The organism is Saccharothrix texasensis (assembly GCF_003752005.1).
In the GTDB taxonomy this organism is placed as follows: domain Bacteria; phylum Actinomycetota; class Actinomycetes; order Mycobacteriales; family Pseudonocardiaceae; genus Actinosynnema; species Actinosynnema texasense.
Genome location: NZ_RJKM01000001.1, coordinates 8,059,427 through 8,074,318, shown reverse-complemented (window position 1 = coordinate 8,074,318; position 14,892 = coordinate 8,059,427). Strand labels below are relative to the sequence as shown.

Here is a 14,892-nt window from a genome sequence, read left to right as displayed (position 1 = left end):
GTGCCTCGCGCCCCCGGTTGCGGCGATCATCGCATCTGGTCCAAGAGCTCCTGCGCGTCGGCGATCCCTCTCTCATAACCGACTCGGGCCCAGTGATGCTGTGCCTGTTGCAATGCGTCCCGGGTCGCGTCGGTGTCGCCGCTTGTCCGGTAGAGCTGCGCCATGTTGAACAGCGTGCCACCGATGTGCTGGTCGTCGCCGAGTTCTAGTGACGCCTCCAGCGCCCGCCTGTAGTAGTTCGCGGCGTTGTCCAAGTCTTTGCGCACCAAGGCGAAGGTGCCGAGTTGGCCACAGGTCAAGGCGATCCCGCGCAGGTCGCCGAATTGGGTGTAGTAGCGCAACGCGTGGTGGCCGTGCGCCTCGCCGGTCGGGAAGTCGTGGTGCACCAGCGCGGCTGTCGCGAGGTTGTAGTAGGCCGAGGCGATGCCACGCACGTCGTTCGTGGTGTTGTACAGGGTCAGCGCCTGCTGGTACCAGGAAGCGGCGTCCTCGGCGTCCCTGCGGCTCACCGCCAGCTCCCCCAGGCCTTCCGCAATGTGCGCGGCGTCCGCGATTTCGCCGGCCTGTTGGAGGACGGCAAAGGCGTTCCGGTAGTCCTCGGCGGCCTGCTCCGGGTCGCCGTTGCGCGCCGTCATGCCACCGCGTTGCGCGCGCAGTCGGGCCGCGTCCGAGTGGGCTCCGATCTCGTCGAGGAGCGCGAGTGCCACCTCGTAGTGGGCACGCGCGATGGGCCGCCTGCCTTGTTCGTCGGCGAGCTGCGCGAGCAGTTGGTAGCACGTCGCCTGGTTGTGCCGGTCGTCGAGGGCCCGGAACGCAGCCAGCGCCGTGTTGCAATGCGCCTCCGCCGAGGACCGGTCACCGCACGCCCGGGCGTTCTGCCCGAAAAGGTAGTGCGTGGTGGCGATGCCCGACTCGTCAGCGAGTCTGCTGTAGATGTCGAGGGCCTCGCGGTATCGCTTGTCGGCCTCGTCGTACTGCTCGTGATCGTGCTGGAACTCGCCGATGCGGATATGTGCTGCGGCCGTGGCGAGTTGGTCACCGAGCCCTTCGGCAGTGTGCAACGCCTCGTGCAGGAAATGCAGGGCGCCGGTGAGATCACCACGATGGCCGCTCATCTCGCCGAGCCGGTTCAACAGGGTGACGACGGACGATTCGCCCGGCCCCAGGGCGTGCACGGTGTCCAAGAGGAGAGAGCGTTCCTGCTCCCACGCGCCGCGTCGGCGCAGCGTCTCGCAGGCTTGTTTGGTCCGCTCGCCTGCTTCGGCGGTGTCTCCGGCAGCCAGGTGGTGGTAGCGGGCCTCCAACAGCTTGTCCACGTCGTCGGTCTCCGGCAGTGCGTCGGCGGAGTCCGAGAGCCAGTAGGCGGCGGCGTGCTGATGGGCGCTGCGCAACGCGGCGGCGTGGTCGTCATCGGCGGCCCAGCGGCGGGCCAGCTCGGACGCGGTCCAGCGATGGACGAACCGACGTTCAGTGGCCGCGTCGGTGGCCAGGAGGCTGGACCGAGTGAGGAGGTCCACCTGCTTCGCCAGTTCCGCGGGATCGGCGGTGACGACGATCGGCCGGGGCGTCGACGGCATCGCCTGCAAGGCGGCGTGGGGGTCGCCAGTGGCAAGCAGGTCCCTCATCGCAGCCTCGCTCAACACCCAGGTCGGCCATTCCTCGATCCTGCTGATCTGGAACAGCAACGCCTCGTCGCCGACCGGGACGCGGTACACCGAGGCGCGCCGCAGCAAGCTGTACGCGTCCGAGGTCAGACCGGCGAGCAATTGGTCGAGCAGCACGTCGTCGGCTGCCTCGGTCACCGCGTCAGCGATGGCCGTGTCGAGATCGCGGTCCTGCGTGAACCATGCGTCCGCCCGGTCCCCTAGGCGCCTGCGGACATGCTCGTGCAGGCGGCCCGTGATGTCCGCGGCGTGGCCGTGGCTGCGCGCCAACAGCGCGGCCACGTACTCCAGTGCCCTGGGGTGACCGCCGACGGACTGCCAGATCCGGTGCAGTTCATCGGTGGCGAGTTCGTCCAGGGGAGGCAACGACCAGGCCAGCTTCATGGTCTCGGCGAAGCTGAGCGGTCCGACGTGGTGCCGGTGCAGCCGGCCCTCCGCCCCGTCGGGAAGCGAGAACGGGTGGCGGCTGGTGACGAGCAGGCTCCCGTTCGCCGTCGCCCGAACCCACTCCACCAGGAACGCCCGAAGGCCTTCGTCTCGCACCTCGTAGTGCTCGCCGTGGGTGAGGTTGTCCTCGAAGTTGTCGAGAACCAGAAGGGCCGGGACCGCGCCGAGGGCTTCCTCGCGCAGCATGTCCAAACGCTCGCGCCACGGCGCATTCCGGTTGTCGGCGAACAGGGTCGCCCGCCAGGCGCGACCGGCCTGCTGGTCGGCCGCGATGAGTTGCTTGCGCAACGCCCATGCGATCTTCCGCAGCACCGAGTCGACGTTGGCGACACCGGTCACCGTCGCCAATGCGAGATGGGGGTCGCGTTCCAGCGTGCGGCGGATCAGCTCGGACGCCAAGGCGGTCTTGCCGACACCGCCGATGCCGTGCAGGAGGACACCGCCTCGCCGGCCCCGCGACAACAGCTTGGGCAGGGACCGCTGGTCGGCGCGGCGGCCGACGAACTCACCGGCGTCGACGGCGTCGAGGTCGGGCAGTCCCCGGCGAGCGGTCACCGCCCGGCCGGGAACCGTGGGCTGGCTGCGCTCGGGCCCGAACACCACCGACGACCCGCTGCCCGCGAACACCGTGACCGCGGCCCAGTGGTCCCTGGCGGCCAGATCGCGGTCCCGGCGCTCGGTCGAAGCGGCGAGCTGGTCGTGGACCGTTCGGCGGGAGTGGGCGAGCGCGGCGACCACATCGGGCCGGTCGTCGTGTGCGAGGTCGGCGTAGAACGACGCGAACGCGCGGGTCGTGAACTGGTCGCCGACCGGTTGCTCCGTGTTGATGACGGCGGCAGCCCCGTGACCCGCCAGGTGGGCGGCGAACCCTTGGACGGCCGGTGAGTCCGCGGATCTTCGCACCGCCAGCGCCAAAACGGGTGGCACGGCGCCGGCGGGCAGCGCCTCGCGCAGGAACTCCTCCGCAGTCACTCTGCGAACGCCGCCCTCGTCGTCCTCCAAGTCGAGGCTGTTGCCGTCACCGCGGGCGCAGATGTGGAGCACGTGCGGATCTTCGGCGCGGACGGCGTTGCGGATCGCCGTGGTCGTCGCGAACGGCACGATCTCGACGCGCGCCGTACCCGCTCGCGCGCCGTGCACCGATGTGAGCACGGCTCGTAGCTCCATCTCGTAGTCGAGCACTTCGCCGCCGTCGCCGGTCGGGGCCGAGATGGCCACGACGACTCGCAAAGGACCCGGGACGACCCGAATCGGCGACTCGGGCACCTTGCGGTAGACCACCACCAAGCGGTGCAACGCCAACGGCTGCCCGGACACCGGGTCCGGCAACGCCTCCCATGGCAGCCGGGACAGTGCCGAATCATCGGCGACCTCGATCCCGATGCGCACGACCGTCGAGTTCTTCTCGGCCTTGCGCAGCACCTTCGCCAACACCTCGGGCACCCGCCCGGGCAGGAACGACGCGGCCAACAGGTAGCCACAGACCACAGCGGCGGCTGCTCGCCTGGGGCCACCGGTTCGCCCACTGCCTGTGTGCGCCACAGGTCTTCCAGCGCCTCGGCGAGCTGCGGGCGCACACCGGCGTGCGGTGCGAAGACGTCCAGGCCAGGGCCCGTTAATCGGGTCTGCACGGAATCTACGTGGAGCACCAGGTCCGTCGAACCCGGCGCCACCGGATTGTTGTCGCGTGCGGCGACGGCGGCGGCGTCACGCCAGGTCCACCACGGCCCGGTCGCACTGTCGTCCAGCACCAGCGAGTGTTCGGGAGGGACTGGCACGCGCTTGACCTCGATCTCGCGGATCATGGCTCTGAGCACGTCCTTGAGGTTCTCGCGAGTCGGGACGTTGCTGCCGTTGAACCAGTCACTGATCCGCTGCTGACTCACGCCAGCCTTTTCCGCGACCCGACTCTTGCTCAGTTTCGTGAGCCGTCTGAGGGTCTCAAGCCCTTCCGCCAACTCACTTTTTGGAGTACCACTCACTTTTTGCCTCGCAGAGAACATCCGGTACCGGACCGGTACACCGGTAACCCGCCGTTGACCTGGGCATCTTCGCACGTCGAACGCTGCGGGCAGACCCAATCCAAAAGGCTTGGGCCATCGTTTCGACAACTCGCCAAAAGGAGGCCGCCACATGGCTCAGACAGCGTTGACGATTGCCGCAATGCTGGTCCTGGTCATCTCGACCGCAACCCGCATTCCCCCAGCACTGACCAGGTTCATCAACTCGTTACGGCCGTTGATCCGAGCCGCATTCGCGTTGAGGCACGAGATCCGCAAAGCGAGGGCCGAACTCGGCCGCAATGCGACGGATGCCGGCTAGCGCATCGGCCACGAAGTTTCGCTGAGTTGGTCCGGCTGCAGAGCGTCGACCTCAGCAGGGGTGTTGTGCGCTGTCGACGTGCTCGTTCAGCGGCGTCAAGCCGCGACGATGCCGGAGTCGTCCGGCATCGGCCTCGCCCCGCGCGGCCACCGGGCCAGCATCGTGTAGTTGAAGTGGGCGGAGTCGACCTGGGAGGCGTGATGGAGACGACATCCGTGCGTCGTTGGCCTTGGCCGTGCGGACGCGCTCCGTGATCGATGCGGGCAGTGCCGAACGGTGGCGGCGTGGGTCTGGCGGTCAACAACTTCTCGGCCTCGGTCAGCGGATGACCCGCACGCCCTCATCGCCCGAGCCGGTCCGGGCCGGGCCGGGCCGACACCCGGACCGGCTCCGCGTCGGCCATGCCGGCGCATCGTCGTTGGCAAGCGGCCGGAAGGCAACTTCGGAGACTGGGGAGTTCACCGTTCACGGGGATCATCCGCGCGAGATCCGGCTGTCCTTCCGGCCGAGGACAACGTCGCTCAGGCCCTGACATCCCGCCGGATGAGGCGGGCTCACCGATACCCCGCAATGACGCGATCGTTGCACCATCACGGGATAGTGGGCAGCGTCTCCATGCCGGTGAACCAGGCCGACCGGTCCTGCACGCCCCGAACGGTGATGGACTCCAGGATCTTCCTGATCTCGGCCTCGGGATACCTGGACTCGTGACTGGGTGTGACGTTGACGATCAGGACGAACTCGACGCAGTCGACCGTGGCCCCTTGACTCCAGGTGTCGACGACCCTTCCGGCGATGCGGTCGCTCCCTCGAGGCCGAGGATACGACGGATCGGCGACCATGCCGATCCTGATCGCCACACCCGTCTCGGTGCTGCCATTGTCGTACCTGCCGAACGTGTCGTCGCAGAGTTCGACACTGCCTTCCCACGGTTGGACGCCGACCCGGGCAGGGTCCAGGCCGTCCGCACCACCACAGGCGCGCAGCCCGGTTGGCAGGTAGTCGAACCGAACGGGGAAGCGCATCGTCCGGTTCACACCCAGGCGGACGGCGGCGGCCACCTTCAGCAGGGTCTCGCGCGCCTTGGGCAAGGGATCGTCGGATTGCACGAGGTACCAGGAGTCGTTCGCGTACTCGACGGCGATCGTCGGTTTGCCCACCCGGTTGGCTCCGTAGTACCCGGGTTCGGCCACAGCCGGGAGGTAGTAGCCGGTCCGGCCGGCGACCGACACGGCCTCACCGGTTCTCAGCCGACTCGGATCGACGGCGCCGGCTTGGTAGAGCGACACCCACGCTGCCAAGCTGGAAGCCGTCGCCGACTCCGGATCGGTGATCACTTCGCGAACGTTCACGCGCTGCCGTGATTGACCGATCATGCTGTCGCCTATGCGGTAGCCGGCGATGTCGTCGACGGTGAAGGTGAGGGTGAGGTCCGTCGCCGCCGGGATCCGGGGACCGGAGGCGGACGGGCTCGTCGTCGGAGCCCGCGGTGTGGAACTCGCCGTGGACGAGGTGGTCGGTCCCGGAGCCGCTTGGTTCGTCGATGCCGGCCGATCAGCGACCAGAGCCGCAGCGAGGACGGCGCCGGTCACCGCGAGAGCGGTCAGCATCCACACGCGACGGCGGTCAACGGCCGACCGAATTGGACGCGCGGCCGTCCGGATGGCGGTCTGCACACGCCTGGGGCGGGCGGGCGGCTTGCGGCGTCGAGACCGGGTGGGGCCGAACACGGTGCGCCAGGCTTCCTCGATCTCCGCGAGATCCCGGAAGCGCTGTTCGACATCACGGTGGAGGGCACGGTTGAAGAACTCCGCGAGCCGCTTGGCCAGCGACGGGTCGAACTCCGCGGTCGCGATGGTGGGGAGCCGGTCGTCGGTCATCCGGGGGTCGGTGCCGTCACCCCACAGCGGGCGTACCCCCGATGCCATCTCATGCAAGGTGACTGCGGCCGAGTACAGCTCCGCGTGATCGTCGAACAGCGGACGATCTGCCGTGCCGAGGAAGGGGTCCCGGTAGCCCCATGTGCCGACCTTGATGTCACCTGGCCCTGCGTCGGCGAGCGAGAAGTCGAAGAGCATCAGCTGTCTGGCCCCATCGGCGCGCTGGAGGACGCCGAGGTTGTCGGGCTTGATGTCGCGATGGCGCACGTTCCGGGCCGCCAACTGGTCGAGCGCGCTGAACAGGTCACCACCGAACCTCGCGAGTTCGCGTCGGCCGAGCCTGCCACCGGTCCGCAGTCGTGCCGCTAGCGACTCCTCTCCCGCGTGTTCCAGCTCGAGGATTGTGCGTCCTGAGACGAGCCGCGGGCCGTTCAGCAGGCGCACAACCACTCCCCCGCCGACCTGGGCGAGCACCCGCGCCTCGGCCCGCAGTCGAACGGCTTTCTCCTCGTCGAGCGCGATCTTGAAGACACGCCGTTCGGTTCGGGTTCGATCGTCATCGACGATCTCTCGGACGACCTGCAGGACCCGCGCGGTCGCCCCTGTGCCCAGCACTCGCTCGACCAGCCATTTGTCGACCCGGTCGCCTGGCACAGCGGTGAGCGGATCGACCGGGTCCCGGTCCTCGTCACCGATGGAGTTGCGTTCGACCCGGTCCATTTCGAAGAGCAGCGAATCGACGGAGTCGAAGCGTTGCGCCACGTCGACGCGGGTGGCCTTGAAGATCAGCTCGCCCAGCGGGCCGGACGTCCGCAGCCCCCGCTCCGCGGTCAGTCGGTCGATCAGGTCGCTCCGCCGTTCGGCAGGCGGTTCGTCCGTGATGATCAGATGGGCCAGTGCTCCGAGCCCGAACACGTCCAGCCGCACTGCATCGGCGCGCGGCGCGTCGACCTCCGGAGCCAGGTAGACGTCGGTGATGTCCGCGAGGTGCTCACCGTTCACGGACGACTTGCCGATCGAGGACAGCCGGCTGACGTCGTCGCCGCGGAACGCGGTCTGCCAGTCGGCGATCCGCAGCACTGGCGAGGTCCCGTCGGTCTTCGCCGACACGAACACGGATCGGGCTGCCAGCGCCCGATGGCACAGCGAGTGGCTGTGCGCGTACCGGACCGCCTCGGCGAGCTGCCGCACCATCTCACGACGCTGTCGGGCCGTCAGCGACTTCCCGTACAACGCGAGGTAGGCATCGAGCCGCAGGTCGGACGTCTGGTGGCGGAACAGGATCGCCGGGTTGTCTCGGTGGTGCCCGAACTGCACCGCTTGTGCGATGCCCCGGTGCGTGATGTCCCGCAGGAGCTCGTACTCACGACGTGCCAGCCGCTCGACCGATGCTCGAGCGTCACCGGTTGCCTGTTGCGCGGTCAGGTAGACCCGGAGCCGTCCTTCCTCCCGGACCCCGCTGTTCCGGGTGGCCAGCCGGTCCTCCCACGTGCTCCCGAAGTCCAACGGCTCCGGGGCCAGCTCCCAGTCACCGAACCACCGATACGCGTCGGCCGCAGCAATCCCGAGGTGCCGCAGCAACTCTGGCAGCACGGCCGAGAAATCCTCCGTCACCAGCTGCTCGTCCGGCACCTGGCCGAGCAGGTCGCGCCAGATCCAGTCCAGCCCGGTGGATTCCCCGTCCCGGCCGTACACGCGGACACGGTGGATGTCGTCCAACTCCGACCGCAGACCCGGTGTGGTCAGGAAGATCGCCGGTTCGACCCTGGGCACCCGCAGCCCCGGCCGCTCCCTGCTGGCGACCCGGCGGAGTTGCGCCCTGAGGTCCTTGCTCTTCTGGTCGACCACCTGCAACGGGTTGTGAAGCACCCTCGGTCGCTTGGCGCCCGATCGGCGGAACACGAAGCGGCCGCCGTCGTTGGTCACGTGCTCGCCCAGGTCCTTGAGTTCCACCAGGAACAACCCGGCGGGCGTCGCCATCAGCAGATCACACTCCGGAAGATGCCCAGACGGCGTGGGAAAGCTGAACGTCGCCCAAGCCCGGTACGGCTCCCGATCAGGCATCAACCGACGCACGTGATCAAGACCGCTCTGCTCGTGCTGGTACCGCGACCTCCCCGCCTCGAACCACCGAGGGGCCGCCGGCCGGTCGTCCGCTAACAACACCACTCCTCAACCGGATCCGCACGCACTGGGCCGCGAATCGTACAGACCACCGGAACGTGAACGTGACTCAACCGAAAGACCGATTGAGATGGAGAGCCGGCCTCGCCGATCGCGGCCGGCGGAGTACACCGATCCCCTGATCCGGGGGCCGCAAAAGTGCGGACGAAAGGCGAGGAATACCGCGAAAGAAATTCACAACTGCTTGAGATTAGCAGGGTCCGGCCGGCTCCTCGCTCCCCTTACCCTGGCCGCGTGGACCCGGATGTGGCCGTTGGCACGGCTGGCGCCCTGATCGGTGGGGTGGCGGCCGTGATCGCCTACCTCCAGCTGCGACGCACCCCCGGATGTGCTGCGCTCACCACGAGGCGAGACCCGCGGAAGCTCGTCATCGGCGACATCCCGCGCGAGCCGCTGTCGTTCCGCCGTCGCGAGGCGCTGCTCTCGCACGTCGAGCGGACACTCGAGGCGCAAGCGACAGCTGTGCCTTGTGATCACCTCGTGCAAGAGCCGCCACAAGCCCGAGTCCCAGAAGGACGCCGCCCGTGCCCCCTGACCGCCTCCACGACCGGGGAACGCTGTGCTTGCCGAAAATACCGTCCGTGCAGGTCAGGCTGCGTAGTGGTTGTGCCGCTCGGAAACCATCGCTGCTGGTAGAGCGAGGTGTCGCCGCGTTGAGACCATGTCCGGATGATCGTGTCCCTGCTGTACAAGGTGACCCGGAGGTTGCTGTCCATCCCGTCGGTGCTTCTCCGCAGTGAGGCGGCCAAGGACGCCGAGCTGATCGTGCTGCGCCACGAGAACGCGGTCCTTCGCCGCCAACTAACGGTGTGCCGCTCGAAAAGTCATCGCTGCTGGTAGAGCGGGGTGTCGCCGCGTTGAGAGCATGTCCGGGTGATCGTGTCCCTGCTGTACAAGGTGACCCGGAAGTTGCTGTCCATCCCGTCGGTGCTTCTCCGCAGTGAGGCGGCCAAGGACGCCGAGCGATCGTGCTGCGCCACGAGAACGCGGTCCTTCGTCGGCAACTCGCAGGCCCTGTCCGCTACGAGCCCGCGGACCGGTTCCGGTTCGCCGCCCTGTCCGGGCTGATGGATCGCCGCCGGTGGCGGGCGGTCTTTCCGGTCATGCCCGGTACCGTGCTCGCCTGGCACCGCAAACTCATAGCCCGTCCTCAAAACCTACGAAGACCACTACAACCGACACCGACCCCACCAAGCCCGCAACCAACTACCACCCGAAGCCCGGCAGCATCCCGCCGCAGCACACGACCTCGACACCCACAGACCGCTCCGCACCCCCATCCTTGGCGGCCTCATCAACGAGTACAGACACGCAGCTTGACCAGCAGCGATGACTTTTCGAGCGGTACAGGATCCGCAGCTGCCGCCACGAACTCCTCGACCGCACTCTCATCTGGAACCAACCGCACCTACTCCACGCCCTGCACGAGTACGAGAAGTTCTACAACACCCACCGACCCCACCAAGGCATCCACAACGCACGACCACTACACGCCCTACCACCACCCATCACCGACCAAGCAGCGCTCACCCATCTCGACATCCGCCAACGACAGCGGCTGGGCGGAATCCTCAACGAGTACTACCACGCTGCCTGACCTGCATGGACGACGTTTTCGGCAGGCACAGGGCTCCGGTTCTTTCAGTCAACAGAAGAGCTTCCGCGCCTGTGCCGCTCGAAAAGTCATCGTCGCTCCGGCCCGGGGACTGTTTCAAGATCGGTGTGTTCGGCCCGACACGCCGGGCCTGGGGTCCGGCGGGATGGGCACTGTGAGTGATGACATCTGAGCTTGTGAGCGCACGGAAGAGCGAGACGGGGACCGGGCGGCAGCTGTCGCCGGAGCAGGCCGCCGCGGCGGCGATGGTGGTCGAGGCCAAGGCGCGAGGACTGGCGTTGACCGGCCCTGATGGCCTGCTCAAGCTGTTCACCAAGAGCGTGCTGGAGACCGCCCTGGCCGAGGAGATGACCGAGCACCTCGGCCACGAGAAGAACCGCGCGGAACCCGGCCGCGAGTCGACCAACGTGCGCAACGGCAGCCGGACCAAAACCGTGATCTCCGACGCGGCCGGCGGGGTGGGGATCGAGGTGCCCCGCGACCGGGAGGGCACCTTCGAGCCGCAGATCGTCAAGAAGCGGCAACGTCGCCTCACCGACGTCGACGAGATCGTGTTGTCGTTGTATGCCAAGGGATTGACCACCGGGGAGATCTCGGCGCACTTCGCCGAGATCTACGGCGCCTCGGTGTCGAAGGAGACGGTGTCACGGATTACCGACAAGGTCGTGGCGGAGATGAACGACTGGGCCGCCCGCCCGCTTGACGCCGTCTACGCGGCGGTGTTCCTCGACGCGATCGTGGTCAAGGTCCGTGACGGCCAGGTCGCCAACCGGCCGGTCTACGCCGCGATCGGCGTCACGGTGGACGGCCGCAAGGACGTGCTCGGGCTGTGGATGGGCACCGGCGGCGAGGGCGCCAAGTTCTGGATGAGCGTGCTGGTCGACCTGAAGAACCGCGGCGTGCACGATGTGTTCTTCCTGGTCTGCGACGGGCTCAAGGGCCTGCCCGACGCGGTGGCGAACGTGTGGCCGCAGGCCGTCGTGCAGACCTGCGTCGTGCACTTGATCCGCAACACCTTCCGACTGGTGGCCCGCCAGGACTGGGACGCGGTGAAACGGGGCATCGCCCCGATCTGCACCGCGCCCACCCCTGACGCCGCGGCCGCCGCGCTGGAGGACCTGGCGGAGAAGTGGGGCCGCAAATACGGGGCGATGATCCGGTTGTGGCGCAACGCATGGGACGAGTTCGTGCCGTTCCTCGACTACGACGTCGAGATCCGGCGGATGATCTGCTCCACCAACGCGATCGAGTCGCTCAACGCCCGCTACCGCCGGGCGATCCGAGCCCGCGGGCATTTCCCGACCGAGCAGTCGGCGATGAAGTGTCTGTACCTTGTCACCCGCAGCCTCGACCCGACCGGAACGGGCCGCACCAGGTGGACGATGCGCTGGAAGCCCGTGCTCAACGCCTTCGCCATCACGTTCGGTGACCGCTGGCCGAACGCCGAGACTTACTGATCAACAACGCCGGACACACCGATTACGAGATAGACCCCCGGCCCGCGCACGGGCTCGACCGTGAAGACATTCGTGATCGTGCTGCCGTCGACGGTCACCGAGGCGACGCTCTTGAAGGTGGCGCGGGAGTCGTTGTCCTGGTCGATCACGAGCCAGTCGAAGGAATTCGCGGTGACGGTGAGGCGATGGCAGTTGACGGGATTTGGTGTCGAGCACCGCACCCCCGTCGCGTAGTTGAGGTGGAAGTCGTTGCGGCAGTCGAGCGCACCGTTGCGGTAGTCGACGGTGAAGCCGTAGTCGGCGCTGTCGGTCTGGCCCTGCTGGGTCAGACCGGCTAGGACGTCACTGGCGGTGAGGCTGAGGGACTGCACCCCGTGTCCAACATCCGGGGTGAAGTCCCGACCCACTGGTAGACGGCCTCGTGGCTCACCCGCACAGCGTCCTCGCCGTCCTCGCCCCGTGCCAACCGGCCCGTGATCGACGCCGGTGACCAACCCGCCCGCAACAGCCCCGCCACCCGCGCCCGCAGCACCGGATCGCGGTCCACCGCCAGAGACTTCCGCCTCGACCGGACGGTTTCCGCGGCCCGGTCGGCCACCACCGCCGGTACCCGTCGCGACCGCCGTGCCGGGCCACGTCCCGCGACACGACCGAGGCGTCACGACCGATCCGAACCGCGATCTCCTTGTAGTCCAACGACTCGGCTAGTCCACGGGAGATCTCCTCCCGATTGGCCAACGTCAACATTCGGCGCACGGCGGCCGATCCTTCCCACCGAACTTCAAGATCACATGCTACGACCGTCTGAACCTGCCTCCAACAGCACCACAAATCAAAGATCAGCAAGCGCAATGTCGCGCATTATTGACCAGGATGATGAGCTCGATCCGCCAACTCGGCCACAAGGCCTCGATGACTTTTGGTCAACCAGTCGAGAATACCTGGATGGCGAGATTCGAAAGTCTCTAGCCAGTCGTGAAACTCTGGAAGAGTGAACGGTCCGGCCAATGCGAATACCGCCGGAGGTATGTGAAGCGAGGTGCCTACGTCTTGAGGAAGTACTTTTCTTGCGAATTCTAAAGCTTTATCTAGGTCATCAAGCACTTGCGCAATTTTAGCCAACGTGACGGACTCCGCACTTGAAAGGCTTCGCAGTAGTCCGCCCACATCAATGCGATTCCGCTTGACTGCCTGCTCTAACATCTCCAGCAACCAGTGGTCATCAATATCTTTCGGAATTACCCCACGTAGTGCTGCAGTGAGTTGGCTGCGGTCCGGCCTCAGTCGCCTCCACACCCGCAAGCCTGCTGTGAAAAGAAAGAGCGGGCCCCCCGTACCGACGATAATGTCGACGACTGATACTGACTCGGTCGAGCGACCGCCGGTCGCGATGAAGAAAGCAATCCCGAGGAGCACCAGAACAAGTGTAGGAAGGTCAGTAGCAACGGATCGAACCTCTGGTCTGGCCCATGCTGATCGCACGTGAGCAACCAGCCAAGGCAAAAAATGTTGCCGGACCAATGGCGCTTGAGGCAGCACCCAGTCGACCACGGCAGCAGGTTTGTCGAGTAGGGTCATTGCCAGCATGGCGGCTGGCCAAGTCGTAAAGTAGGCCACAAGAATAAATTTAAGCGCCGCCGCGAAGGCCCCGGAGAAAAGTGACACTACGGCTGGGAAGATTAAAATAGTGCCCGCCAGGAATCCGAGTGCAGCGGCGGCGGCGAATACTGCACCACATGCGTATGCCACAAAGCCGATACCAGATTCCGCCCGGACACGTGAGTCAGCCAGAAAAGCTATTGCGGGCAACCCAAAAATCAGTGAATATGCAACCTCGCTTTGCAGGATGCCATCAATGGAAAGGTACAACACGAGCAACAGAAGGGCGATTGCGAAAATCCTTCCGACCCTTAGAACGTTGCGCATCCGCCATGGCAAGCTATATGGTTCCCGAGCAGCTGGTGACACACTTTGTGGAATGTTCAGCATGTAGTAGCCGTTGTTGCTTAAAAGGGTCCTCGCGAGTACTGAGGGCTCAAGCTGCATATTTACATTGGGCAACCAAGCCAATTGTTCGAGCAGCGGATTTATGAGTGTTGAGTCTTCCTTGTCAACTAGAATCAAGCGCGCACAGTCCGCTGCCGTGTTTGGTGCAGCGAGGGGTAGTAGTTGTAAGGCCAGATTTCGTACACGCCCCGTGCTGGCTCTCATTGCCGACTGAACCATCTGCGTGGCCGGTTCAGAGATTGCTGGCTGTCCGAGCAGACTACCTGGCGCACGACAGAGTCCACGCACCAACATGATCATCACAGCACCTGCCCGGTCAGGCCACCGCGCCCCACCCAGTCCAACCTTGGACGCTTCGTGCAATGTAAGCAAGGAGGGCAACGCAGGGTCTGCCCCATCCTTCTCTTCTTTTAAGATCGTCTTCGCATCCTCGACAGCTTGTTCGACGAGGTGGGTTGCACCAGATTGCAGCGCACTGACAACGAACTCCTCGCGAAGCTCATTTTGCAATGCCCATCGCAAATTTAGTGGACAGTCACCGGCGATTAGTAACCGGGCGCCGAAATAGTCGCGAATCCATGGATGATTAAATCGGCACCTGTCGCCAATTGCCCGGACCAAGCCTGCACGTTGAAGTACACTTACCTCGTCTTTAAGGTCGGCGGGCATCACCGAATGCTCGTTTCCTGCTTCCGCCATCTGCCAGGCTAGCTGACCGGCAGCGCGCTCAACCGAAGTGCGAAGTTCATTGTTTTCACACAACAAAGAAAGCCGGCTTTGTACAATCCATCTCATTAGGTCGTAACCAGTATCGACAGGTTTGACCTGAGGAGGTAAAGCGCTAAGTGTCTGCACTAGAAGCGGACTTTCCCGAAATGTCCCGAAGTAGGGGTCAAATCGAATCCGGGTGGCCAACTCGGGATGGTCGACGCTTCCGAGTAATTCACGGAACTGATTATCAGTGAGTGGTTCGGCCTGGTATACGGGCACGTCGGCCTCGAGGTTCGGTACCGAACGCATAATGGCAACAATCTGAACGCGCTCGCGTGTACGAGCAAAATCTCGCGCTCGGTGCAAGTATTTTCGTACTGCCGCTTCCCGGTCCGAGATCTGACCACCAAGTGGAAGGTCGTCGATAGAGTCGATCACCACCAACCAACGCACACGCCCGCGACCTGTATGCATGCGGGTGGCAAGATAGTCAGCGACCGCTGCGTTGCCTTGTGCAGCGGCCATCTCCACGTGCGCTGCGATAAGATCAGAAGTAATCTCCTCGACAGTGTCGATCATGTTGACAGCGTTCGCATTTATCCAGA

The 14,892-nt window shown here is 65.6% G+C and carries 7 protein-coding genes and 2 pseudogenes; 3 read left to right on the top strand and 6 right to left on the bottom strand.

Annotated features, from left to right (window positions below):
- Positions 1-26: 26 nt before the first annotated feature.
- Together EDD40_RS36325 and EDD40_RS44900 are read right to left on the bottom strand one after the other, a co-directional pair.
- Entirely contained in the window at positions 27-3,599 is a 3,573-nt protein-coding gene (locus EDD40_RS36325) for a tetratricopeptide repeat protein (protein WP_148089018.1), read from the bottom strand.
- A 326-nt stretch (positions 3,600-3,925) separates the two neighbouring features.
- Positions 3,926-4,114: pseudogene (locus EDD40_RS44900) on the bottom strand (helix-turn-helix domain-containing protein); the annotation flags it as partial.
- Positions 4,115-4,244: 130 nt separating this feature from the next.
- Between EDD40_RS44900 and EDD40_RS36315 the strand changes: the two are divergent.
- Positions 4,245-4,433: a hypothetical protein gene (locus tag EDD40_RS36315; RefSeq protein ID WP_123746888.1), complete on the top strand. Its 189-nt coding sequence runs from the start codon at positions 4,245-4,247 to the stop codon at positions 4,431-4,433.
- A gap of 590 nt (positions 4,434-5,023) precedes the next feature.
- Here EDD40_RS36315 and EDD40_RS36310 read toward each other — a convergent pair.
- Positions 5,024-8,479 carry a protein kinase domain-containing protein gene (locus EDD40_RS36310; RefSeq protein ID WP_123746887.1) on the bottom strand — a complete coding sequence of 1,152 codons (3,456 nt, stop codon included), beginning with the start codon at positions 8,477-8,479 and terminating at the stop codon, positions 5,024-5,026.
- 687 nt (positions 8,480-9,166) lie between these two features.
- On the opposite strand from EDD40_RS36310, the gene EDD40_RS36305 reads away from it, so the two are divergent.
- Together EDD40_RS36305 and EDD40_RS36285 are read left to right on the top strand one after the other, a co-directional pair.
- Positions 9,167-9,337: an integrase gene (locus EDD40_RS36305; protein ID WP_123746886.1), complete on the top strand. Its 171-nt coding sequence runs from the start codon at positions 9,167-9,169 to the stop codon at positions 9,335-9,337.
- A 1,020-nt stretch (positions 9,338-10,357) separates the two neighbouring features.
- Positions 10,358-11,569 carry an IS256 family transposase gene (locus tag EDD40_RS36285; RefSeq protein WP_246038379.1) on the top strand — a complete coding sequence of 404 codons (1,212 nt, stop codon included), beginning with the start codon at positions 10,358-10,360 and terminating at the stop codon, positions 11,567-11,569.
- Here the strand turns inward: EDD40_RS36285 and EDD40_RS36280 are convergent.
- The 3 genes and pseudogenes from EDD40_RS36280 to EDD40_RS41220 form a co-directional block, all read right to left on the bottom strand.
- Positions 11,563-11,940: a hypothetical protein gene (locus tag EDD40_RS36280; RefSeq protein WP_148089016.1), complete on the bottom strand. Its 378-nt coding sequence runs from the start codon at positions 11,938-11,940 to the stop codon at positions 11,563-11,565. The genes EDD40_RS36285 and EDD40_RS36280 overlap by 7 nt on opposite strands.
- Positions 11,941-11,957: 17 nt before the next feature.
- Positions 11,958-12,316, bottom strand: a pseudogene (locus tag EDD40_RS44895) (transposase); the annotation flags it as partial.
- 114 nt (positions 12,317-12,430) lie between these two features.
- Positions 12,431-14,866: a hypothetical protein gene (locus EDD40_RS41220; protein WP_148089014.1), complete on the bottom strand. Its 2,436-nt coding sequence runs from the start codon at positions 14,864-14,866 to the stop codon at positions 12,431-12,433.
- Positions 14,867-14,892: the final 26 nt, after the last annotated feature.

Excerpts from the sequence above, each read along its gene's own strand:
- EDD40_RS36315 (WP_123746888.1), top strand. The coding sequence starts at position 4,245 with ATGGCTCAGACAGCGTTGACGATTGCCGCAATGCTGGTCCTGGTCATC.
- EDD40_RS36285 (WP_246038379.1), top strand. The coding sequence starts at position 10,358 with ATGGTGGTCGAGGCCAAGGCGCGAGGACTGGCGTTGACCGGCCCTGAT.
- EDD40_RS36305 (WP_123746886.1), top strand. The coding sequence starts at position 9,167 with ATGATCGTGTCCCTGCTGTACAAGGTGACCCGGAGGTTGCTGTCCATC.
- EDD40_RS41220 (WP_148089014.1), bottom strand. The coding sequence starts at position 14,866 with ATGATCGACACTGTCGAGGAGATTACTTCTGATCTTATCGCAGCGCAC.